Annotated in this window: 25 protein-coding genes and 1 pseudogene; 22 read left to right on the top strand and 4 right to left on the bottom strand. The window is 66.4% G+C overall.

Going from position 1 to position 21,802, the window contains the following annotated elements:
• Positions 1-26: 26 nt before the first annotated feature.
• The 10 genes from PKE75_RS03320 (at position 27) to PKE75_RS17890 (ending at position 5,181) form a co-directional block, all read left to right on the top strand.
• Positions 27-512 (top strand): hypothetical protein, encoded by a 486-nt coding sequence (locus PKE75_RS03320; protein ID WP_271167282.1) that lies wholly within the window; start codon positions 27-29, stop codon positions 510-512.
• Between the two features lie 60 nt (positions 513-572).
• A complete protein-coding gene (locus tag PKE75_RS03315) occupies positions 573-1,451 on the top strand; it encodes a hypothetical protein (RefSeq protein ID WP_271167281.1) in 879 nt (292 codons plus the stop codon).
• Positions 1,451-2,059: a hypothetical protein gene (locus PKE75_RS03310; RefSeq protein WP_271167280.1), complete on the top strand. Its 609-nt coding sequence runs from the start codon at positions 1,451-1,453 to the stop codon at positions 2,057-2,059. The genes PKE75_RS03315 and PKE75_RS03310 overlap by 1 nt, the downstream gene beginning before the upstream one ends.
• A 61-nt stretch (positions 2,060-2,120) precedes the next feature.
• Positions 2,121-2,405 carry a hypothetical protein gene (locus PKE75_RS03305; protein WP_271167279.1) on the top strand — a complete coding sequence of 95 codons (285 nt, stop codon included), beginning with the start codon at positions 2,121-2,123 and terminating at the stop codon, positions 2,403-2,405.
• Complete coding sequence (locus PKE75_RS03300; RefSeq protein ID WP_271167278.1) at positions 2,402-3,094, top strand: hypothetical protein; 693 nt, start codon at positions 2,402-2,404, stop codon at positions 3,092-3,094. The genes PKE75_RS03305 and PKE75_RS03300 overlap by 4 nt, the downstream gene beginning before the upstream one ends.
• A gap of 2 nt (positions 3,095-3,096) precedes the next feature.
• The gene (locus tag PKE75_RS03295; protein WP_271167277.1) at positions 3,097-3,501 is read left to right on the top strand and encodes a phage tail terminator-like protein; all 405 of its coding nucleotides are present in this window, start codon (positions 3,097-3,099) and stop codon (positions 3,499-3,501) included.
• A 13-nt stretch (positions 3,502-3,514) separates the two neighbouring features.
• Positions 3,515-3,739, top strand: coding sequence for a hypothetical protein (locus tag PKE75_RS03290; protein ID WP_271167276.1), 225 nt, complete (start codon positions 3,515-3,517; stop codon positions 3,737-3,739).
• A 97-nt stretch (positions 3,740-3,836) separates the two neighbouring features.
• The gene (locus PKE75_RS03285; protein ID WP_271167275.1) at positions 3,837-4,322 is read left to right on the top strand and encodes a phage tail tube protein; all 486 of its coding nucleotides are present in this window, start codon (positions 3,837-3,839) and stop codon (positions 4,320-4,322) included.
• A 53-nt stretch (positions 4,323-4,375) separates the two neighbouring features.
• Complete coding sequence (locus tag PKE75_RS03280; protein ID WP_271167274.1) at positions 4,376-4,810, top strand: hypothetical protein; 435 nt, start codon at positions 4,376-4,378, stop codon at positions 4,808-4,810.
• Complete coding sequence (locus PKE75_RS17890; protein WP_428979098.1) at positions 4,807-5,181, top strand: phage tail assembly chaperone; 375 nt, start codon at positions 4,807-4,809, stop codon at positions 5,179-5,181. The genes PKE75_RS03280 and PKE75_RS17890 overlap by 4 nt, the downstream gene beginning before the upstream one ends.
• 57 nt (positions 5,182-5,238) lie before the next feature.
• On the opposite strand, the gene PKE75_RS03275 is transcribed toward PKE75_RS17890, so the two are convergent.
• Positions 5,239-5,802, bottom strand: a complete 564-nt coding sequence (locus PKE75_RS03275; protein ID WP_271167273.1) for a YbjQ family protein — start codon at positions 5,800-5,802, stop codon at positions 5,239-5,241.
• Positions 5,803-5,817: 15 nt separating this feature from the next.
• Between PKE75_RS03275 and PKE75_RS03270 the strand changes: the two genes are divergently transcribed.
• The 7 genes from PKE75_RS03270 (at position 5,818) to PKE75_RS03240 (ending at position 17,656) form a co-directional block, all read left to right on the top strand.
• Complete coding sequence (locus PKE75_RS03270) at positions 5,818-10,287, top strand: phage tail length tape measure family protein (RefSeq protein WP_271167272.1); 4,470 nt, start codon at positions 5,818-5,820, stop codon at positions 10,285-10,287.
• Positions 10,287-11,024, top strand: a complete 738-nt coding sequence (locus PKE75_RS03265; protein ID WP_271167271.1) for a hypothetical protein — start codon at positions 10,287-10,289, stop codon at positions 11,022-11,024. The genes PKE75_RS03270 and PKE75_RS03265 overlap by 1 nt, the downstream gene beginning before the upstream one ends.
• Positions 11,021-11,647: a hypothetical protein gene (locus tag PKE75_RS03260; RefSeq protein WP_271167270.1), complete on the top strand. Its 627-nt coding sequence runs from the start codon at positions 11,021-11,023 to the stop codon at positions 11,645-11,647. The genes PKE75_RS03265 and PKE75_RS03260 overlap by 4 nt, the downstream gene beginning before the upstream one ends.
• Positions 11,647-12,084: a DUF6950 family protein gene (locus PKE75_RS03255; RefSeq protein WP_271167269.1), complete on the top strand. Its 438-nt coding sequence runs from the start codon at positions 11,647-11,649 to the stop codon at positions 12,082-12,084. The genes PKE75_RS03260 and PKE75_RS03255 overlap by 1 nt, the downstream gene beginning before the upstream one ends.
• Positions 12,085-12,087: 3 nt before the next feature.
• Positions 12,088-14,979 carry a phage tail protein gene (locus tag PKE75_RS03250; protein ID WP_271167268.1) on the top strand — a complete coding sequence of 964 codons (2,892 nt, stop codon included), beginning with the start codon at positions 12,088-12,090 and terminating at the stop codon, positions 14,977-14,979.
• Positions 14,980-15,070: 91 nt separating this feature from the next.
• A complete protein-coding gene (locus tag PKE75_RS03245) occupies positions 15,071-16,909 on the top strand; it encodes an SGNH/GDSL hydrolase family protein (protein ID WP_271167267.1) in 1,839 nt (612 codons plus the stop codon).
• A 12-nt stretch (positions 16,910-16,921) separates the two neighbouring features.
• The gene (locus PKE75_RS03240; protein ID WP_271167266.1) at positions 16,922-17,656 is read left to right on the top strand and encodes a hypothetical protein; all 735 of its coding nucleotides are present in this window, start codon (positions 16,922-16,924) and stop codon (positions 17,654-17,656) included.
• A 562-nt stretch (positions 17,657-18,218) separates the two neighbouring features.
• Here the strand turns inward: PKE75_RS03240 and PKE75_RS03235 are convergent.
• Positions 18,219-18,479, bottom strand: coding sequence for a hypothetical protein (locus PKE75_RS03235; protein ID WP_271167265.1), 261 nt, complete (start codon positions 18,477-18,479; stop codon positions 18,219-18,221).
• A gap of 220 nt (positions 18,480-18,699) precedes the next feature.
• Here PKE75_RS03235 and PKE75_RS03230 point away from each other — a divergent pair, with 220 nt between their 5' ends.
• Positions 18,700-19,461, top strand: a complete 762-nt coding sequence (locus tag PKE75_RS03230) for a glycoside hydrolase family protein (protein WP_271167264.1) — start codon at positions 18,700-18,702, stop codon at positions 19,459-19,461.
• Between the two features lie 4 nt (positions 19,462-19,465).
• Here the strand turns inward: PKE75_RS03230 and PKE75_RS03225 are convergent, their stop codons facing one another.
• Complete coding sequence (locus tag PKE75_RS03225) at positions 19,466-19,687, bottom strand: hypothetical protein (protein ID WP_271167263.1); 222 nt, start codon at positions 19,685-19,687, stop codon at positions 19,466-19,468.
• An 80-nt stretch (positions 19,688-19,767) separates the two neighbouring features.
• On the opposite strand from PKE75_RS03225, the gene PKE75_RS03220 reads away from it, so the two are divergent.
• From PKE75_RS03220 to PKE75_RS03205, 4 genes are read left to right on the top strand one after another with little or no spacing between them, the layout of a single operon-like run.
• A complete protein-coding gene (locus tag PKE75_RS03220) occupies positions 19,768-20,271 on the top strand; it encodes a hypothetical protein (RefSeq protein WP_271167262.1) in 504 nt (167 codons plus the stop codon).
• Between the two features lie 22 nt (positions 20,272-20,293).
• Complete coding sequence (locus tag PKE75_RS03215; protein WP_271167261.1) at positions 20,294-20,596, top strand: hypothetical protein; 303 nt, start codon at positions 20,294-20,296, stop codon at positions 20,594-20,596.
• A gap of 26 nt (positions 20,597-20,622) precedes the next feature.
• Positions 20,623-20,799 carry a hypothetical protein gene (locus PKE75_RS03210; RefSeq protein ID WP_271167260.1) on the top strand — a complete coding sequence of 59 codons (177 nt, stop codon included), beginning with the start codon at positions 20,623-20,625 and terminating at the stop codon, positions 20,797-20,799.
• Positions 20,799-21,284, top strand: a complete 486-nt coding sequence (locus PKE75_RS03205; protein ID WP_271167259.1) for a hypothetical protein — start codon at positions 20,799-20,801, stop codon at positions 21,282-21,284. The genes PKE75_RS03210 and PKE75_RS03205 overlap by 1 nt, the downstream gene beginning before the upstream one ends.
• A gap of 336 nt (positions 21,285-21,620) precedes the next feature.
• Here PKE75_RS03205 and PKE75_RS17885 read toward each other — a convergent pair.
• Positions 21,621-21,782 (bottom strand): annotated as a pseudogene (locus tag PKE75_RS17885) (calcium-binding protein); the annotation flags it as partial.
• Positions 21,783-21,802 lie beyond the last annotated feature (20 nt).

Here is a 21,802-nt window from a genome sequence, read left to right as displayed (position 1 = left end):
TTTGGCGCCCAATACGGGAGATCCCGATGAGCAAGACGACCCTCGCCGCCGCGATGAAGATCATCGAGGCTCTCGCGCCCGCGGCCGACGCCGGCGGACGTTCCTCCGACATCGTCAGCCTGAAGAACGCCGGGCGGGCGAACATCCTCGTGTCGATCGCGCAGGGCAACGCCGCCCCCGTCGCGCTCGCCGTCATGCAGGCGACAGACGTCTCCGGCGCCGGCGCGAAGGCGCTGGGCAACGCCGGGCGCATCTGGTCGAACGCGGACACGTCCCTCAGCGACACGCTTGTACGTCAGCCTGACGGCGTTGGGTTCACGACCTCCGCAGCGCTGAAGAACAAGCAGGTGCTCTTCGAGGTCGACGCGACTCTGCTCGATGTCGAGGGCGGATACGACTGCGTCTTCGTCACCACGGGAGCCTCGAACGCCGCGAACATCACCGCGGCGATCTTCCTGCTCGATGACCTCCGCTATCAGCAGGAGACGCCTCCGAGCGGCCTCGTCGACTGAACCCAATCGCCGGCCGCCATCACGCGGCCGGCTCCCTTTCTCGTCACGACGGAGCGCGCGATGTTCGTTCGCCAGCTGATCGGGCGCCAGTCCGGCGCCATTCTCGACATGCCGTATGAAGCGGCGACGTCGAACATCGCGGCGGGCACGTGCGCCCCCGTGACCGACCATGAACTGAGGGAGGCCGGGGTCGCACCGGAAGGCGGCCTCGAGGCTGCGCGGCCGGAGGGCATTCCGTCCGGTTTCCGGATCGAGCCGACCGAGGATGGCGGCTTTGACGTCTATGAGGCGGGCGGGATCCGGATCAACGATCAGCCGTTCCCGAACATTCCGGCGGCGCGCAGCGCGGTTCTCGACTACGCCGGGCTGGACCATGGGTCCGTCGTCCGGGCCGGAGCCGGGCCGCTCGTCTCCAAGGTCGAGGCGGCCGACGCATCCATCGCAAACGGGGACGTCGCGCCCGATCCGGAGGAAGCCCAGCTGGCGGACGACATCGTGGCCATCCTGATGTCGGGCAAGCTCGGACTGACGGTTCCCGACTGGTGGGCGCTGCCGAGCGGCGAGCGCGTCGGTCATCTCCGGGCGGGGCTCGACGAGATCGAGCGCGAGTTCGAGACTCCTCGCCCGCTTGGCGTTGAGCTCAACGCTCCCGATCCTTCGGCGCCGCCGGCTGGCGAAGGCACTGAAACGCTTGTGGGTGGCGCGGATCTCGACGGCAACAGTGAGACGTCCAGCGGAGAGGCTGAAACGCTCGCCGGCGGGGCGGACGCTGAGGATGATGGTGAGACGCACGACACGTCCAACATCCCGGAGAACTGGCGGTCCCTCCATCACGCGACCAAGCGAAAGCTCGCCCGCCAGATCACCGGCGCCGAGCCTGAAAGCACCGAAGCGGCTGAGACGATCATCGCCGACTTCGTCGCCAAGAAGCAGGGCTGATGCTGACCGTCGTCACGCCGGCCACGTCGAGGCGGCTGACGACGGTCGAGCATGTCCGTGCGGATCTCGGGCTCGGAGCGGCCAACCCGAGCGGTGACGTTTTGACCCGGATGATCGATCAGGCGTCGCAGGCGATCGTAACCTTCTGCCGCCGGGAGTTTGCGCGGGAGACAGTGCGCGAGGTGTTCCGCCGGCCGGGTTCGGCGGACATCCTGCTGGAGCGCGATCCCGTGATTTCGATCACGTCGGCGGCCGCCGATGGCGGCTTGCTTGACCCGCTTGCTTACGAGATCGAGCGCGGCGAGCTTTATCGCCTCCAGGGCGATCGCAGGATCGGGTGGCGGTTCCGATCGCTGACGATCGAGTACGTCGCCGGATATAAATTGCCAGGCGAAGAGGGAACGGACCTACCGGCGGACGTGGAGCTGGCCGCTATCCGTCTTGTCGGCGCCGCGCTCTCTACGCAGGGGCGTGATCCGCTGATCAAAAGCGAGGACGTCGACGGCGTCAGCGCCATTACATATTGGGTTCCGGGCTCGCAGAGCACGCTAGCCTCGCCCGAGGCCGAACTGCTGCTCAAGCCCTATCGTCGCATGCTGATTGGGTGACCGGATGACGCCCGAGCAAGCGCGCGCATCGTACCGCCGGCAGATCGGACGCCATGGCGGAATGGTGATCTTGAGGCGCGGATCTGGCGACGCCGCGCCTGCCGTCACGTTCAAGGCGCGCGTTACGGGGTATTCCCCGGAAGAGCAGAATGGAGACGTCCAGCAGGGCGACAGCAAGGTGATCTTCCTCGCGGAGGATCTCGGAGATTTCCCGCTGCCGATCAAATCGCAGTCGAACGACGCGATCTGGGTCGGCGGCGAAAAGCTGACGGTCCAGGCGGTCGACAATCGGACCCGCGCGATCGCCGGCGTCCTGATCGCCTATGAGCTGAGGGTGCGCGGGTGAGCGTGCGCTCGCGGATCGACGCGATCGATCTCGATGTGCGCGCGATCGTGGACGAGGAGCTTTCGCCCAAGGCGCAGAGCAGGCAGATCGCGAACTTCGCGCGGCAGCAGCTCGCCGAGGCGCAGGAGATCAACCGTCAGGCGCTCGGCCGCGTGCCCGACCACGTGACGATCGTCGATGGCCGCGCCAATGCTCCGGTCGACACCGTGCGGCCGGACGGCGTGATCGTGTTCGCGTTCGAGCTGCTCGACGATCTCTTCTCGTGGATCGCCGAGCAATTGGTGAGGCATGCGCCGGTGCTGACCGGGGCCTATCGGGAGAGCTTTGTGTTCCTCGCAGATGGAGTCGCCGTCCCGGCTGGCGTCATCGCTCCCGCGGCCGAGGAGTACGTCTTTCTGTCGCCGCTGCCCTACGCCCGGAAGATCGAACGCGGGTTGAGTTCCCAGGCGCCCGACGGCGTCTTTCAGGTGGTCGCGGATCTCGCGAAGCGCCGGTTCGGCAACATGGCGCATATCCGGTTCAGCTATCGCGCCTTCGGCGACGCCGGCTTCGTTCCCTATGCGCCGGCGCTCCGGCTTACGTCCCGGAATCGCAAGGGGCAGTTCGCGTCAGACGGGCGTGATCGCACCGCGCAGAAGCATGAACGGGATCTCAGGCGGCCCGCGATCGTCATCGCTCCTCGAGGCTGACCATGGCGCATCCGACTGTGATCTCCGCCGTGACGTCGCGGCTCGAGACCTATTGGGGCGAGCGTAGCGCCGTCTTCGCGCCGAACGTCGAGGGAGACGCTCCGGAGGACGGCTCACCCTACGTGAAGCTCCAGTTCCCGGCGTCCGATCAGGGCAGGCCGATCGTCAACCGCCGGCTCTACCGCGAGGAAGGTGGCTTCCGCGTCGTGATCGCAGTCGAGATCGGCGAAGGCCTCGCGAAGGCGTCCGCCTGGGCCGAGGACATCAAGTCGCTATTCCGCGACCGCAAGTTCTCGGGCGTCCGCACCTTCGTTCCGGGCGACATCTACGTCGGCGATGAGAATAGCGATGGCAATTACTTCGTCACCGCGCTGACCGTGCCCTACGCGTTCACTTTCACCGGCTGAGGACATCCGCACCATGCCGAAATACACCAACACCACGCGCCAGAGCCTCGATTTTGTCATCGGCGGCACGCCGGCCGACCCGAAATACGCCTCGTTCAAGGCCGGCGAGACCAAGGAAGTCGAGCTCAATCTCGATCATCCCGCGGTCGCGGGCGCGCTGAAGACCGGCGCGCTCCTGGCGGCCGACGCGTCCACCGCCAAGCGCGTGGCGAAGGCCGAGGCTCTTCCCCCTTCCTGACGGCGCCGCCGCGTCGCCAGTCGCCCATTCGGCCCTTGGGCAAGGCCGTTCGCCAGCGCCGTGAGGCGTCGGCCGTCCCGCAGAAGGAGCCCCATCCATGGGCGACATCATCACCGCGTCCGACGCTCGCCTGTACATCGGGCCGGTCGTCCTTCCCACCACCGAAACCAGCTCCGAGTTCGCCGCGCTCACCTTCACCGAGGTCGACATGATCGAGGACCTCGGCGAGTTCGGGGACGAGGCGAACATCGTCACCGGCACGACGCTGAAGGACGGCCGCGTCCGCAAGGCGAAGGGTGCGGCTGACGCCGGCACACTGGCGCTGCGATGCTTCCACGACCCGCTCGACGCTGGTCAGGCGGCGTTGATCGCGGCGTCGAAGACCAAGAAAAACTACGCCTTCAAGATCGTGCTGCCGGACGCTCCGGACGTGACCTATTCGGACACCACGATCTACTTCCGCGCTCTCGTGGCGTCTCGTCGCCTGAACGTCGGCGCGAACGACAACCTCATCCGCCGCGCCTACAGCCTCGCGATCAACTCCGATCTCGCGGAAGCGCTGGCGGCCCTCCTCACCCCGTAATCTTTGCGGCCGCCGCGGGCGGACCGCTCTCAGCGACCAGAAAGGCGCAAGTCATGAAGCTGTCCGCTCTCACGATCGATCCCGAGAAGCTCGAAAAGGGCGACTGGGTCGGGGACATCCCGGAGCTCGAAGGCGTCCGGTTCAAGGTCCGCGGCCTCGGCAACACCGACTACAAGCGGCTGCAGAACCGCCTGGTGTTGGCCGTGCCGCGCAAGAACCGCCGCAACGGGCTGAGCGTCGAGGACCAGACCCGGATCGAGAGCCGGTGCATCCTCGACGCCATCCTGCTCGACTGGGACGGCATCGAGGGCGAGGACGGCGCTCCGCTTCACTTCAGCAAGGAACTCGCGACCGACCTGCTTGCAGATCCGGCGATGGCGCGGCTGCGCGAGGGCATCCTGTACGCCGCGGCGATCGTCTCCGAACGCGAGGACGACGACGAGCGGGAACTGGAGGGAAACTTCGAGAATGCCTCCGCTGGCAGCTGAAATGGGGCGGGGAAGAGCGGGCGATCGCGAAGCTCGAGCGGAAGGGTCGCCCGCTCCCGGCCGGCTATCTCGACAAGCCCGACCTCTGGGACGAGGCGGTCCTGTTCTTCGACGCGTTCTTCGACCTCAGCCCGAGCCGCAGCGTCGGCTGCGGCGAAGGCGCCATCCCCTTCGAGGCGATCGACGCCTACGCCGATCGCCTCGGCGTCACCGATCCTGACGAGTTCGCCCGCTTCAAGCGGCTCATCCAGGCGATGGACGGCGAATACAGGTCGCGCTCGGTCGGCAAAAGCGAAGGCGGCGTGTCGATGAAGGACCCTGCGGCTGTCGTCGCGCTGCTGCAGAAGATGGCGGAGAAGACGGACGGGTGACGTCTTGGTTTCCTAAAGCGGAAGTCGATCGCACCGACTTCGTCCCGGCCTTCGATATTACGCCAGTTTCACCGCTGTCCCAGTCGCAACAACGAAGAACATGTTGCTCCCCGCGACTGCGCCCTGGAACTCGGAATAATCCAAGTCGACCGCTACCACCGCATTAGCGCCCAGTAAAAGTGCTTCTCGTCTAAGCTCTCTCAAACAGGCCTGACGAGCGTCCCGAAGTTCATTCTGAAGAGTTCCGCTTCGCCCGCCGTAGCCATCCTTCCATGCGATCGCGAGATCTTTGAAGAAGTTCATGCCAACGGCAACCTCAGCAGAGATGATGTCGATGACTTCGGCTGTCGGTGCGTAGGGAATATCTGGAGCGGTCGTCACAACAATGCTGCTGGCGGCGGCGTCGAGCGTGGCCGCTGGAACCTCTGAAAAGTCCCCGGTCTCCAACGCAGACCTAAGAGCGCCCTGACCTGCAGCGGCCTCGGCCGCTAACTCGTCCGCCTTCCTTTGGCGAAAACGTTCAACAGCGTGGTTGAATCCTTTTTCGCGACAGTCCCGGCATCGTCCGCCGTTAATTGAAAAAAACGACACGGACTTTCCGCATTCGGCGCACGTCGCCATTCTGAGGGTTTCCTTATGGCGACACTCACGGCGATCCGTGAGCTGACCGTGCGCGGTCGCTCGGTCGGATTGGACAAGCTCAAGTCCGACCTCGCGGCTGTCAAGGCGGAGCATATCGGCCTTGCGAGCGCCGCTGCGCAGTCGGGATCCGCGACCGACGCCGCGAGCCGCCAGCAGGAGCGGGCCCAGGCGACGTGGGCCAAGTCGCAGGCGCGCGTCGACGGCGTCGCGAAGGCCTATCTGCGGTTTGAGCAGGATCTGCAGCGGACGGTCCGCGCGATCGACAACGGCGCAATCTCGGCAGACACCGCCGCGCGCGAGATCGAGCGGATGCAGCGCGCGCTCGAGGCGGCGGGCGCGATCAGCCTGCCCGCGATCGACCAGTCGGGCCTGCATGCGTCGCTCGGTCTGATGGTCGACGAGGTGCGGAACTCGGCCCGCGAGAGCGCGGCCGCGTTCGAGGCGGAATTTGCTCGTCTCGACGACATTGCGCGGATGCGCGCGGAGGCGTCCGGACGCGCCTTCAGGCAAGCGTTCGAGCGCTCCGTCGGGATCGGCGCAGCGCCAGCGACATCTCAGGGCGCGACCTTTTCCGCATTGGAAGAACAGGTTCGCCGGCAGGAGGAGATCGAATCCGCCCGGCGCGCCCAGACGGCGGCGAGCGCGCAGCAGGGGATCGGCGACGCGTTCGGGATCGGACGGGCAGTCCCATCGGCGCGCCAATCTGCCGATGTCTTCATCGAAGCGGCGCGCGCCGAAGAGGAGATGGCCGCGAAGGCGGCGCTTCTGCGTGCACAGATTGACCCCCTCGGCGCCGCGACGGGCCGCCTCAACGCCGAGATCGAGGAATATCGCACCCTGGCGGCGGCCGGAGCGATCAGCACAGCCGAATTTGAGGCGGCGTCCGGGCTGGCGCAGCGTCGGTTCAATATGACGGCGAAGGGGATTGAGGCTTCCGGCAAGGTGTCCGGTTTCGCGGGCCACCAGCTGCAGAACCTGAGCTTCCAGCTCAATGACGTCGCCACCATGGCGCTTTCGGGCGCTTCGGCCTTTCAGATCCTCGCGACGCAGGGTGGTCAGGTCTTCCAGATCTTGACGATGGCGGAGGGCGGCGTCCTGGCGGGGCTCAAATCGCTCGCAGTCGGCGCATGGGGCTTCGTCACGCCCTTGACGGTGGCTGGCGCCGCCGCAACCGCGTTCGGCGTCTATTCGGCGGTCGCGTTCGCTCGCGCGGAGAAATCGGCGAAGCAGCTCGAAGATTCGTTGCAGGGGCTTGGGAGACTGAGCGGCACGACCGTGGCGGAGGCCGAGCAGGCTGCTCAGCGTGTTGCCGCCGGCGGGCACGTTTCAGCGAATGTCGCGCGCGAGAGGATGGCTGCGTTCCTATCGACCGGGAAGATATCGTCGGGCCTTGCGGAGAGCATTTCGGATGACACGGTCGACGCATTCGCGAAGGTCACCGGGCAGGAGCTGCCCGCGGCGCTCGATGACCTGAAGCGGGCCTTCGCGGACCCGACCAAGGGCGCGCAGGACCTCAACGACAAGCTGGCCTTCCTGGACGACGCCGCGCTTCAGAACATTCGCCATCTCGCCGCGATGGGCGACACGAGCGGGGCGGCCGCAGTGATGCAGCAGCGGCTTAGCGCCTCTTTGGCTGGATCGGTCGACAAGCTACGAGAGCAGGAAACCTGGTGGGATCGGCTGAAGAAGAGCATCAGCAACGCGACTGACGCGTACGGCCGATGGCTCGCTGGCTACGGAAGCGTCGCCAACACGGCGACCGACGAAACCGATCGCGCGCTGATCGGGACGGCCCGTGGCCGGATCGACTTTCGTGCGCGGCATCCGATCATCGGCTCCCTCTACGGCGATGACGCCGGCGACCAGTCGATGATCGCCGATGCAGAGGAGCGTATCCGTAAGCGTCGCGAGGCGTCGAACAAAAGCGCCCAGGAAGCCGCGGACCAAAAGGCGATCGCCGCCGGCGAGACTGCTCGCGGAATAGCGCCGAGTGCGGCGAACTATCAGGATCTCATCGCCAAGCAGGAGCAGTTGAAGCAGTCGATCGACGATCCTGCGATTGCGCGCGGCGCGAAGAACCTCGACGTCAATCGAGAGGCCCTCGCAAAGGTTACGGCTGCGATCAACAGCTATCTCGACCCGGCCGAGAAGGCTCGCCGGCTTCGCGAGCTCGACCTGCAGGCGATCAACGCCGTGACGCCCGCGCAGCGCGCCGAAATCGAGGCCGAGCGCGCACGCGTCGACGCCGCCGGCGATATCGAACGCGCGCTCTATTCGGAGGCGGATGCGAAGGCCGCGTCCGCGCGGGTCTACGCCGAGGCGAACAAGGCGATCGCCGACTCCGAACGCGAACGGTCGATCGCGACGACAGAGCGGTTCCAGGGCGCACAGCTCGAGCTTCAGTCCATCGGGCAGTCGGCGCAGGAGACCGAAAAGCTCCGCTACGTCATGGAGCAGACGAACGCCCTTCGCCGCGAGGCCTATCAACTGACGGGGGACCGGCACGCGTTCGACAGCCAGATCGCGGGGCTGAATGACGAGGCCGAGGCTTGGGCGCGGCTGCGGCAGCAGATCCGCCAAGCGACGCTCGCGCAGAAGCTTTCCGACGATCGCCGCCGCACCTTCATGACGGACGCCGAGGCGAGCATCGATCAGGAACTGACGGGCGCCGGGCTTCTGCAGAACGGCGAGCCGACGGAGGCCGGGCGTCAGCTTGTCGACTACAAGGGGGCGCGTGTCGCTGCGGCCGACGCCTATGCCGACATCATGCGCGTGAACGACGCGCTGAAGACCGTGAAGGAGACCGGACGCGGCGCGTGGCAGACGTTGGGCGAAGGCCTGCGCAGTGGCCAGGGCGTGGGCAAGTCGGTCGTCGGCGCGGGCCGGAAGCTGCTCGACGACGCGTCGGAGAAGGCGTGGAACGGCCTCTATGACAAGGCGTGGTCGGCGATCGGCCAGGCGACGGGGCTGGGCGACGTCCTCGGCGGCAAGCGCGATGGCTCGTCGCCGGCCTCCGCTCTGTTCGTCACGATGGCGGGGCCGGCCGGCGCACTGACCGGCGGCCTCCTGAACGACAACCAGCCCGGCGGCTGGAGCGGCCTGCTGAAGAGCGGCAGCATCGCCGACGCCAAGGGCACAATGACAGGCGGGGCGCCTGCGCTCGGCGCTGGCGATCTTTCTCCGCAGGCGAAGGGCTTGCTCGACACGATCGCCAGCACGGAAAGCCAGGGCCGTTACGACGTCCGCTTCGGCGGCGCGAAGGGCAACCAGACCTTCTCAGACTTCAGCAGGCATCCGAATATCCCCGAGGTGATCAATTACGGGTCGCACCGGGGCGAGCTCGCAACGTCGGCGGGCCGCTACCAGTTCACCAAGCCCACCTGGGACGACGTTTCGCGCAAGACGGGCCTTACCGACTTCACCCCGGCCTCGCAGGACAAGGGCGCTTGGTGGCAGGCGACGACCGACTATCGAAGCCGTTACGGCCGCGATCTGCAGGCCGACCTCAACGATCCCGCGATGCTCGGCCGCATCAAGACGTCGATCGGCGCGCGCTGGGAAGGCGTGAGCAACATGAGCGATTCCGCGTTCGCCGCGCGGATGCAGAAGTTCCGTGGACAGATCGAGCCTATGGGTCTGACGCGGGATGCACCGACGGCCCTCTCTGAGATCAGCGTTGTCGGATCCCGTAGCGCTGCCGTCCCGCTCCCCCCGGTCAACCCGATCCTCGCGGCGCAGAACATCGACAAGCTCGGCAAGAGCGCTGCCGACAGCGCGGGCCGCGTCGGCGACTTCGGCGAAGGTCTGGGCAAGGCGAGCATGTCGATGGGCGACCTGTTCGGCGGGATCGGCGGCGTCGCCGGCATGGCGATCGGAGGCAAGAAGAACGGCGCGCTTGGCGGCATTATCGGCATGCTCGGCGGGAAGCTGCTGGGCACGCTCCTGGGAGGCGCAGGCGGCGGCGCAGCGGCCGCTGGCGGCGGCGGACTGCTTGGGATCGTCGGGAAGCTGTTCGGCTTCGACGAAGGGGGCTTCACCGGCCATGGCGGCCGTCTTGAGCCTGCCGGCGTGGTTCATCGTGGGGAGTTCGTCTTCGACGCGGCGGCCACGAGCCGGATCGGCGTCGGGGCGCTTGAGGGCATCCGGCGCGGCCTGCCGGGCTTCGCGGAAGGCGGTTACGTCGGCAACGACAACTATCCCTCGGTCAACGACAACTGGGGTTCGGTGCGCTCGCTCCCGAACGCGTCGGCGGGAGATAGCGGCGCCGGCGGCGTGGGATCGGGCGGCGACACCACGATCCGGATCGAGCTCGACAACAAGGTGCTGCAGGCGCGCGTGGTGAAGGCCGCTCGTCCGATCGCGCAGCAGGAAAGCGCGCGCGCCGGGGCGCAGGCGGTGCAGATCAGTCATCAGAGCTTCGCGGCGACCCGCGCTCGCGAAGCCCGTAACGGGCATACCTACTGATGCTGACGGCGCTCGAATATCCGATCGATCTGCTTCAGTGCGGGACGATGGAGTGGCAGGTCGTGGGCGGCGCGGTCGAGGGCATGCGTTCGCTCGCGGCCGATACGCCGGACCGTCTGGCGATTGGCCGCGGCGGTCTCTGGAAATGCGAGATGGACCACATCTTCCTCGAGACCCGCGAGGAATATGCGGCGTGGCGCGCCATCCGCGGTCAGCTTCGCAACGGAACGGTGCGGATCGTGGTCCCGCTCGTCGAGCGGCCATGGTTCGCCCAGCCGCGACCCGCGGCGGCGGTCCCACACAGCGACGGGACTTTCTTCTCGGACGGCTCCGGCTATCAGAGCGGAGCAGTCGAGGCGCGGCTGCTTGAGGACGCAGCGCATGCGGCGACAACGCTCAGGCTGCGCGTCCTCGGAGCGGAGCCGTTCATCGGCGCCGAGCCCTTCACGATTGTGCATCCGAACGCCGCCGAGCGGGTCTATGAGGTCGTCGGCGTGGTCGAGAGCGTCGAGGTGACGAACGACGCCGGCGGCGTCGTCGGCTTCGATTACCGGCTCGACATCAACCCTCCGCTACGCGAGCGCGTCGCGGCGGGTGACGAGGCGGACTTCAACGCGCCACGCTGCGCGATGCGGCTTAGCGACAGCAACGGAATGGCTCTGCCGGAGGACATCGTGTCCTTCGGGACGGTCACCTTCATCGAAGACCTTCGCGCGCTTCGAGGGGAACTCCCGTGAGGCTGCCGCCCGATCCGCCGGTTGATTACAGCCTCGAGGAGGCGTCCGGCATGGACGCCCTCATGCGGATCGCCTGGGCGAACGGCGAGATCTCGCGGCTGACGACGTCGCTGATCGGCGTCGACATCCCCGCCGATCATGTCGAGACGGAACCCGGGGGCGCCTTCTATCAGGGTTTCCCGGGTCTCGGCTCCATGCCCGCGCTCAAGCAACTGATCGGCGGATTGTCCGACGACGTCGAGTTTTCGCTGCCCGGCCTCGACCGAGATCTCGCGCAGCTCTTCGACATCGAGGCTGACGTCGCCGAGGGGGCGGAGGTCTACATCGGCAAGGTTTTCTATGATGAGCGGCTCCAGATCGTCGGGGCCGCGCGCTGGATCTGGCTCGGCCAGGGCGGCGAGTTCACGCTGGAGCGATCGGGTGGGACTGCGCGCGACGGCGGCATCACTGACGCCACCCAGACCGTGACGCTCAAGGTCGGATCGGAACAGATCATCCGCGCCGGCGCCGAGCTTCAGGCCTGGGCCGACGCGCAGCATCAGAACCTGCATCCCGGCGACAAGATCTGCGATCAGACGAGTGAGCTGTCGCAGGGCGCCCGCAAGGCCTGGCCTCAGTTCTGATGGCCTCCGATCGCGCCGACCGCCTCGCCCTCTACCTGGACGAGGCGGAGGCGGATTCGCGCTTCTGGGAGCGCAGCCACTGCCTGCTGTTCCTCGCGCGGTGGGCTGCGCAGGAGCGGGCTGAGTTCGGCCTAGGGCCTTATCTCGGTCGATGCTCCGGACCGATCTCAGCGGCGCGCATCCTCAAGCTTGAGGGCGGCATCGACGCCTTCGTGTCGCGCGAGGCGGAGCGCAACGACCTTAGGCCTGTCGAGGCTGCTGCGGCGCGTCTCGGGTCGATCGGCCTTATCCGCGTCCAGCGGGAGAGGAAGCCAGGCTTCCTGACCTTCGGGTGCATTCGCACCCCGCAGAGCTGGGCGATCCGGGCAAGCGACGGTCTCGTGCGGCTTCACGCCGAGACGATCCGCGTGCAGCCGCATCTCGTGTGGGAAATCTGAACGATGCCTCAGGCGATCGGAGCCGCCATCTTCGCGATCGGCGGGACGGCCGGCGTCGCGGCGGGCGCGACCGCGGTGGCTGGCACGACGCTCGCGTCGATCGTCGGGTCGACGGTTCTGTCGGGCGTCCTGATCGGCGCTCAGCTGCTGCTCGCCCCGAAGCCCGACATCCCGAAGCCGCAGGACGGCGCGCTCGTCCTGAAGCAGAGCATTCCGCCGGCGATCTACGGCTACGGCAGGGCGCGCAACGGCGGCGCCTATCTCGCCTACAAGCTGAAGGGGTCGACCTCCTACGACATCATCGGTCTCCATCAGGGCCGGGTCGACGGCTTCGACCGCTGGTATCTGCACGATGATCCGGTGGCCTTCGAGGACGGCGCGGACGATGGAGCGGTCCACTACGGAACGACAAAGCGCTACCGCGGCGACCCGGGCGAGGAAGACGTCAAGATCTACTGGCGCAAGGGCCTGCCGACCGAGACGCCCTATGCCGAGATGATGGCGGCGTTCCCCGCCTTCTGGACGGCAGATCACCGCGGCGACGGCATGGCGACCGCGGAACTCCTGTCCCATTCGCCTGACGTCAAGGCTTACCCGCGGCGCTTTCCCTACGGCCTGCCGCAGCTCTCCGTCGTCGGGCGCTGGCAGCTCTGCTGGGATCCACGCGATCAGGCGCAGAGCCCGGATGACCCCGACAGCTGGACGTGGACGGTCAATCCGGTCCGCCAGCTGCTGCACTTCTATTGCCATTGCCCGGCCGGATACCGGCGGCCGGTGTCGCGCGTCTATCAGCCGGCGGCGGGCTGGTGGCTCGCCGCCATGGATCTCTGCGACGAGCCTGTGCAGAGGGCCGACGACACCTTCGAGCCGCGCTATGCGGCGGGCGGCATGTTCGACTCCGACACGCCGCGAAAGAGCGTCGTCGACGCGCTGCTTCGGTCTTTCGATGGCTGGATTGCAGAGCGTGGCGACGGCGCGATCGTCATCTACGGCGGCGCTTATTACGAACCTTCGATCACCGTCGAAGACCAGCACATCTACAACATCAGGACAAAGCGCGGCCGGCTCGCCGATGAGAGGATCACCCGGCTCAACCTGAAGGTCTCGTCGCCGGACCACAATTACAACGACGTCGACATCGACCCATGGATGAACCAGGCGGAGATCGACGCCGGCGCTAGGGTCGTCGCCCGGCCGGTTCAGGCGGAGTGGTGCCAGAGCTACACGCAAATGCGCCGGCTCGCGAAGATCGAGTTCGACAGGGCGCGCTGCAAGATCCGGGGCACGATGCTGTTGCGCGCGTTCGGCGAAAATCTGCGCGGCCGCCGCTTCTTCATGTTGAACTCGCGGGAGCAAATGTCGACGCGCATGATCCCGTGCGAGGTCGTCGACTTCCACGACAGCACCTTCGTCAACGGCGCCTACGAGGTTGAATTCCAGTCGGTCGATCCGGCCCGATACGACTGGGATCGGATGACCGAGGAAGGTCGCCGCCCGACGATCCCGGCGCGAACCGGCGATGACGATCTTCCGATCCCGCCGCTGCCGACGCTGCAGGTCGTACGGGAGACGGTGAGCGGCGCCACGGTCGCACGGATCTCGTCGACCAGCCCGCCCGTCGAGGGATGGTCCGAGCTCACGCTGACCGGCCGATATCGCAAAGTCGGGACCTCGTCATGGCAAGCGATGACGGCGCCGGATGAGGACCTCCAGGTGCTTTCCGACCCGATCGCCGACGGCGCCTACGAGGTCGAGAACGCCTATGTCGGCGGCAAGGGCTCCCGAGGCGACTGGTCGTCGAGCGAGACCATTTCTCTTGTGTCCGACAACATCGCGCCCGCCGCTCCGGTCTCGATCGCGGCCGTCGACATGAGCGACCGCGTCGCGGTCACGACGACGATGGCGGACAGCCTGAATATCCTGACGCAGAGGATCTACCGCGGCGTGCCCGGCGACGACGCGACGTCGGCGATCGACGTGTCCGGCGAGCTCGCGGCCACACCGGGACAGTCGCGGACCTGGCTCGACGCGGGCGTGTCTGACGGCGAGGCGCTGCAATATTGGGCGCGCGCCTTCAATGGCTCGGCCGTCGGCTCAGGGTTCGCCGGGCCGGCGCGGATCGCTCTCTCGTCGGCGGCCGACGACGCGATCGACAGGATGACCGTCAAGCCCTCGGCCGAGCGGGCGACCGCGCTGCGCTGGGCGGTGGCTCGCCTGCAGATGGCGGGCGTGTGGGACAAACTCGACGCGCTGTATTTTCTCGCGGCTCACGATGAACAAGCCGCCTATCTCAACCTCAGGCAGGACGCCTTCGACCTTACGAAGGTCGGGTCCGGCGGGTGGACCGCTGACCGCGGCTGGCAGGGCGACGGCGCGACGAACTACCTCGACACGGGGTTCACGCCGTCCACGGCTGGGGGCAAGTTCGCGCTGAATGACGCCCTGCTTGGCGTCTACGGCACGCCCCTGTCTCCTGGCGTCGCCAGCTCCTGGGATATCGGCGTCGGCACTGCCGCAGGGGGCACCACTTACGCCACCATCGGCCTCAGGAATAACCTCGACAAGATCACGCTATACCTGAACAGCGGCTCGACTTCGTCCGTCGCCATTGGCGCCGAGGCGACGCCGACATTCGTCGCGGTGAGCCGTTCTGCATCGAATTCGATGCTCACCTATAAGGACGGCGACCTGGTCTTCACGGACAACGACGCGAGCGTCATGCTGCCGGTCCAACCGATCTACATCGGAGCGCGCAGCAATTCGAGCGGCGCGGCGGTCGGTCTCACGAACCGGCCGATCCACGCGGCTGTCATCGGCGGCAACCTGTCGGCGCCGCAGCACGCCGAGCTCGCCGCCGCGCTGTCCGAATACATGCAGTCGGTCGGCGTCGCCTAAAGCCGCGGCCGCCAACTAGTTCCGATCCTTTCCGCCCTACCGCAGCCGCCCGGTCCCGTCCGAGGCGGCCTTTTCATGTTGAGGCAGCCGCATGGCGAGCATCGCAGACTTCAAAGCCGCGCTTCTCAATACATATCGGGACTTCGTCTCGGCGGGCATTCCGGCGACGCGACCGAAAAACCCCGAGAAATCGGACATCCGAAAGGTTCTCGGCTCCTATCTCGTCGATATTCTCACCGACCTCAAAAACTCCACCGTTCAGGGGGACGCGGTCCTGAAAGGATCGTGGGTCGACCTGGCGGCGACGCTAGGAACGCGCGACGGACAGATCGGCGAGGTCAACGGAGACGCAGGCTCGCATACCGACCCGATCACCGGCGCGACGGTCGCCAATTCCGGTCGGTTCACGTGGGACGCCGCTGCCTCGGCGTGGAAATGGATCGCCGCCGACACGCTGTCGTCGAAGGCTGACAAGTCAGAGCTCGACGAGGTGTCCGATGCGCTGGCCGAGGTCGAGCCCCGAGTAGCCGTCATTGAGCTTGACGAAGACGGCGAGGACATCGCTTTCAAGAACGCGGCGCGGCGGTTGCTCGCGCTTATGCGCGGCGATGGCGGGCTCCAGACAGCATTCTTCGAGACCGGCGACGGCGGGGACTCGCTCGTGGTCCATGGCCCCGGACGAAGGGCGCTGCTGCGTGTCGGCCCGGATGGCGTCTCGCTGCCGGGTTACGCCAAGGCAGCCGCCGTCGCCCGGCTCGCATCGCGGGTGAACCCCGCTGCGATGAGCGCGCCGATCTTCGGACCGCACCTGTTCTTCACCACGGGATCGACGCAGCTCGTCCATCCGCATTCGATCCAGCCGGTGCGAACCGATGGCCCGCAAGCCATCGTCACGATCGAAGCCGACGCCGTCCCACCTGCTGTCCCGCACCCGCCGCTTTCCTCGCGCGACGATCCCCTTGTTCTGACCGGCGATCTGCTGACAGGCAGCGCGACGCTCATCACCCGCGCCGTCGGCGGCGACCAGCTGTTGACGGCGCCGCTGACCGTCCTGCGCAAGGCGACGCCGGTGACTGGCTCGCCAGCGCCGAAGGTGCTGCTGCTCGGCGACAGCATCACCAATCGTCAGACCGGCTATTTTACGCGGGCATACCTGACCTCGTGGGGCTTCGCGCCGCTGTTCGTCGGCACCATGGGTGGCTCGACCACGACGTCGACGACCCAAGCCGCCGGACCGCTCGGCGAGGGGCGCGAGGGCTGGGCCTATGGCGACTATTTCGGCGTCGACACGGACGACGACTGCACCAGCGTCGTCGCGGCGGGCGGGGAGACCGCTTATCAGGCGCTGTCCAAGGCCGACAAGCTCCACGCCAACCCGTTCCTGCGCGCCGCTGTCGCCGGCGATCCCGCGAACCGTCAGTTCACAGGCCCCTACGGCACGTTCGTATTCGACTTCGCGTTCTATCTCTCGCGCTTCGCCCTCGCGACGCCAGACGTGGTCCTCTTCAACCTCGGCATGAACGACGTTCTGGAGAAGGGCGCCGCAGCCGTCGATCAGGTCGCCCGTTACCTGCCGATCATGCTGGAGAGCCTCCGCGCCGCGGCCCCTTCGGCGAAGATCGTGCTCTGGCAGACGATCGATCCGAAGAGCGCCGCGGGCGATACGCGCTGGTCGTCGGCGCACCGGGCGGTCATCGCAAAGACGCTCGAGGTCGTGCTCAGTCTTCGCGCGACCGACGCCAACATCTACTTCCTCAACGTCCACGCCGCCCAATCCGCCGAATGCGGGTTCGCGCGATCCGCGGCCGCCGCCGACGCCGTCACCGGCGTCTCAGCGGCGTCCTATTCCGACATCACCCATCCCACGGCCACGAACCGCACCCTGCACGCCAGGATGCTGGCCGACGCAATCGCCTGCCTCTCGGCCTGAAGGAGCGAGACCATGACCGTCACCGTGAAGTCCCCCGGCATGGCGAAGCAGCCCTGGATGCTTTGGGAGCCGAGGATTTCCACCGGCCTGCTCGGGTTCTACCTGCTCGGTAACGGCGCCGACTACGGACCCAAGAACCACGCCGGCGGGGGGCCTGATCTTGAGCCAATCGGCGCGCCCGTCTTTCGCGATGGATATGTGAGCTGCGTCGGCGGCTCGGCGTTCCTCGACACGCTCATCGCCGACAGGGCGGACGGATCATTCGCAATTGTCGCCCGGCGCACCTCCGCCAACACGGGCTCGGCAGACAGCCCGATCTACGTCGGCAACTATTCAGCAGGGACCAACCTGGGCGGCGCCAGCCTGTACGCGACCGCATCTGGCAGCAGCAAGACCACCCGTGGCGGCGCGCTCTACACGGACAGCGGCGGAACCGTCGAGACGACCACCGTCGCCGCGGCCGACGCGAAATGGCGGCTCCTCATTTTCCGTTGGAAAAGCGGGACCGGCCATAAGATCTTCGACCTCACTGATGGCGTCAGCGACGGCAAGTCGAAGACGACAGCGCGGCTTCTGTCACCCTTTTCGTTCCGCATCGGCGGAGGCGTCGACACCTTCCTCGGCTCTTGCGACGTCTGCTTCAGCGCGATCTACGGCCGATCGCTTGAAGACGCAGAGGTGGCGAGCACCGGCGGAATCGTACTCGACGCACGCCAGTACGCGTCGGAGTTCGGGATCACCGTTTGAGGGCGACGATACCGAATTCCATCCGACCGCCGCCCCCGGGCGGCTTCTTCATGTCCCACTGCCCGGCTCTCGGGCCCTCCTAGGCTGGCTGATCAGCGAGGCCGTAACTTGTTGAGTCGAACAGCTATGTCCGCTTGGATCGGACTAGCCAGTCGGTTTGGAGCGCAGCGCCCCGTGAACCCGATCTGCAGCAACCGAAGGCGCCTGGTGCGCTCCGAGCAATCCTCGGATGCGCTCGTCTCGAAAGCGTCGAGGATGGCGATGGAATCACCGAGCGCTTTGTCGTGTTCCACCGCCTGCGCCCGAAGCAAAGCTTCGAGCCACGTCGCGACATCTGTCATCGATTGATCACCTCACCCCGCTTCTACGCGCAACCGGTTGCAAAACCAATGCGTGCGGAGGGTTGATGATCTCAATGAAGGGGTGTGGTTGAGGCGATCAGGTGCGCGCTCGGCGCGACCACGTCAACCTGACCGCCTCGGGCCTCAGCCACGCGGGCAGCCTCATAGAGCCTGGTTAACGGGAAGTTAATTTCGTGGGGTCGCAGTCCAGTGCAGGAAGATCAGCCTGAGGCGTTGTCGGCGACGTCGGGATTCCCGTGATCCCGGTGGGGAAGCCAGCTCTTGAGGAGCCCAGCGGCAAGCTCGGCGGCGGCATCCGATACCTCATCTATCGAGGCTTCCTGGCCGATGTCGGTCCGCACGTGGATTGAATCAGCTCGATGAACCGTCAGAAATTCCAGTAAGTCGCGCGCTCTCATGGCGTCCTGGGGATCGGTGCAAACTTCGCAGGACTGAGTGCGCCAACACACGATGTAGCGCATAATCGACCTCCTAAAGCCTTCCAAATATTAACGGATAGAGATCGGATCCGGTTCCCTATAGATAACGTTTGTTCGTTCGTCACATCAAATAATCAAGAACGTTTAATTATTACCATACCGATTGTCCCAGGGCGCTAATTCACCAAAAGTTGCATCCATCTCGTAGAGAACTTTCGGAGCCCGGCCCTCGCGCCGGGCTTTTTCATGTCCGGAGCAACCCATGAAGATGTCGGACCGCGGGCTCGCCGAGCTCGCCGGGCACGAGGGCATTGTCTCTCGCCGCTACAAGGACAGCGTCGGCGTCTGGACGCTGGGCGTCGGACATACGGCCGCCGCCGGCGCGCCGGATCCGATCACGGTCACGAGCGACATGCTGATCGGCGACGTCATGGCGCTGTTCCGCAAGGACGTCGCGCAATATGAGGCTGCGGTCGACAAGGCGCTTTCGGTCGCCGTCACGCAGACCGAGTTCGATGCGCTGGTCTCGTTCCACTACAACACCGGCGCGATCGGGCGCGCCACGCTGGTCAAGTCGCTGAACGCGGGCGACCGCGACGCCGCGTCCGCGCAGTTCATGAGCTGGAAGACGCCCTCGTCAATCATCGGGCGCCGCACGAAGGAGATGATCCTCTTCCGCGACGGCGCCTACCAGAACGGCGGCAAGGCGAACGTCTATCCCGCGAGCGACGCCGGCGTCGTGCTCTGGGCGAAGGGCAAGACGATCGACGTCCTCGCGCTGCTCACGCAGTCCGCGCCGGCGGAGGCGGGCGTCGACGGAGCGTCGACGCCTCCCGTCACCCGCCCGACCATCCGCCTCGGCTCGAAAGGGCCAGACGTCGCCGCCTGGCAGGCGATCGTCGGCGCGAAGGCGGACGGCGATTTCGGCGAAAAGACCAAGGCTGCGACGAAAGCCTGGCAGAAGGCCCGCGGCCTCGTCGACGACGGCGTGGCCGGCCCAAAGACGTGGGCGGCCGGTTCCTGACTCTTCACCCGTCGTGGAAGGTCTCGAGGAGAGCCTTCAGATAACGTCTGTGACCTGGATAGGTCACGACCCATCCCTCGATCCCGTCCTCGCGGACCAGCTTGCGATCCCGCATCGCGGACAAAAGCTCGGGATTGCGGATTTCGGGCCCGCGCTCAGCCAGCAGAAGCCGGATCGCTTTGAACTCGTCGGGCGTAAACGCCGGTGGGCCAGAAGAATCGTCCATGGCGGAATTGTGTTCGGCCGGATGCGCCAGGTCGATGACCGTTTAGCCACATCCACCTTCAACTTTCTCTGGAGACTTCCATGAACCTGCTCATCCGGGCCGGCGTCTGCTGCCTGCTCGCGCTTTCGCTCGCCGCCTGCGCCCTCGACGTCTCGTCCGCCGTGGCGCCGGGTTCGTTCGTCGGCGACCTCTGGGCCGAGATGCGGCCTCAGGCGATCACCGCCATTGCCGGGATCGGGCTCGGCCTGCTCTCGATCCTCGGCGCATGGGTCGCGGCGCGGGCGGCGAGCGCCCTGAAGGCGATCAAGGACGAGAAGCTCGCGCTCTCGCTCTATCGGACCATGGAGACGGGTCTGAAGGTCATCTTCGCCCGCAAGCTCGACGCCGGGCTTCTGCCGGCCGCGATCGTGCAGGGAACTGTCGTTTCCGAAGCGCTCGAGTTCACCAAGGCGAACAACCCCGAGTCTGTCGCCGGCCTCAAACAGTCTGACGGCGCGCTGATCGACAAGATCGTGGCGCGGATCCCGGAGGCCAAAGCGGCGGTCGTCGAGGCGGCCGCCAAGGCTCAGAGCACGGCGCAGTAAGCGCTGGCAGAGAGGTCCGCATGTGGCCGAGTTCTGGAAGACGTTCGCCGACGTCTGGCCTGCGCTCAAGGACGCGATCCGGACCGCGGTCGACTATCTCGGCTTCTCCGGCGCGCTCGGCTTCGCAATCGCAATCTGGCGCGAGATCGAGAACCGGGCGCTCAGACGCCGGGTCGAAGAGCTGTCCGACAAGCTGATCGAGACCGGAGACCGCTCGACCGCGCGGCTTACGGACATCGCCAACGAGCGCGCCGACGTGCTGGGCCAGCTCGAGGCGCTGAGCGGGATCATCGAGAAAAACGCGCCGAAAGGTCGGGGGCGATGAGGCGCATCATCGGAGCTGCGAAAGCGATGCTGCGACAGATGCTGAGGCCGAAGGTGATGAAGCGCGCCGATCATGCGCTGCAGGTCGCGAACGCCAAGCTCGCGGAGATCGACCGGCTCGCCGCCCGCGAAACGTCCGGTTCGGGCCAGCTCCGCGACCAGCTCCGGCGTCTTCAGGAACTGATCGAACGAGGTGGACGCTGATGCATATCGGGCTGGATTACTGGAGCTATGCGTTCAGCAACGTCGCCCTGCTGCTCTCCTGCGGCGTCGCCGGCGTCGTCTTCGCCTTCCTGACGGCCTCGACCGGCCGGGACCGCGAGCCCGACCTGACGCTCTGGTACATCATCCCGTGGACGGTCGTGACCTGGGCTGTCGTGGCGCTGCTGCCCGCGAGCTGGATCTGGCCGCGCTTCAACGATCCCGGATTCTCGGTGAACGTGTTCCAGGCGATCTCGGAAAGCCAGTCCTTCGGGAGCTATCTGCTGAGGACCATCGCCCTGCTGATCGTGGTCTGGGGCAAGACGACGATCGTGTGGCGCGTCAGGCACTGGAGGTGGGACGCGCTGTTCGGGCTCGCGGCGATCATCGTCCTGCTGTCGATCCTCGCGACCGACTATCACTGGCGCCAGATCGAGGCCTATTGCGTCGAGAAGCCGGGACAGTGCGCCGTCCGACCGCCGCCCTGACCGTTCTCCCGCCTCATCGCTATGACGCGCCTCGTCTGGCGTTGGCCGGGCGCGCCTTAAACCACCGTGAAGTCCGCCTCGGTGATCGTGGCGTGGTTTTCGAGCGTCGCGAACTGAACGGCCTGGGNCGCCGGAATTTGCGTTGTAGATGATGCGGTCGGAGGCGTCGTGCGCGCCGGTCCCGATGTAAAACGCGTCGGATGATAATCCACCTGCCGACAGACCGGTGAATACTCCGTTTTCGAGCCGGATCGTGTCGTCGATCGCCTTGAAGTCGGTGACCACGTCGACATTGCTCGCGCTGAGCGCATTGGCGAACACGAATGTATCGCGGCCCGCGCCGCCCCCGATCCGGTCTGAGCCTTTGCCGCCGTCTATGACGTTATCGCCAGAGTTGCCGGCTATTATATTGCTCAGCGAGTTGCCGGTTCCGTTGACGTCTCCGTCGCCGGTCAGCCTCAACCGCTCGATATACTGGCCCGCCAACGAGTAGCTCACCGAACTGAGCACACGGTCGT

The sequence above is a fragment of the Hansschlegelia plantiphila genome, from assembly GCF_027922265.1.
GTDB classification, from domain to species: domain Bacteria; phylum Pseudomonadota; class Alphaproteobacteria; order Rhizobiales; family Methylopilaceae; genus Methylopila; species Methylopila plantiphila.
The sequence above is the reverse complement of the archived record's forward strand: the minus strand, read 5'-3'. Positions and strand labels throughout refer to the sequence as shown.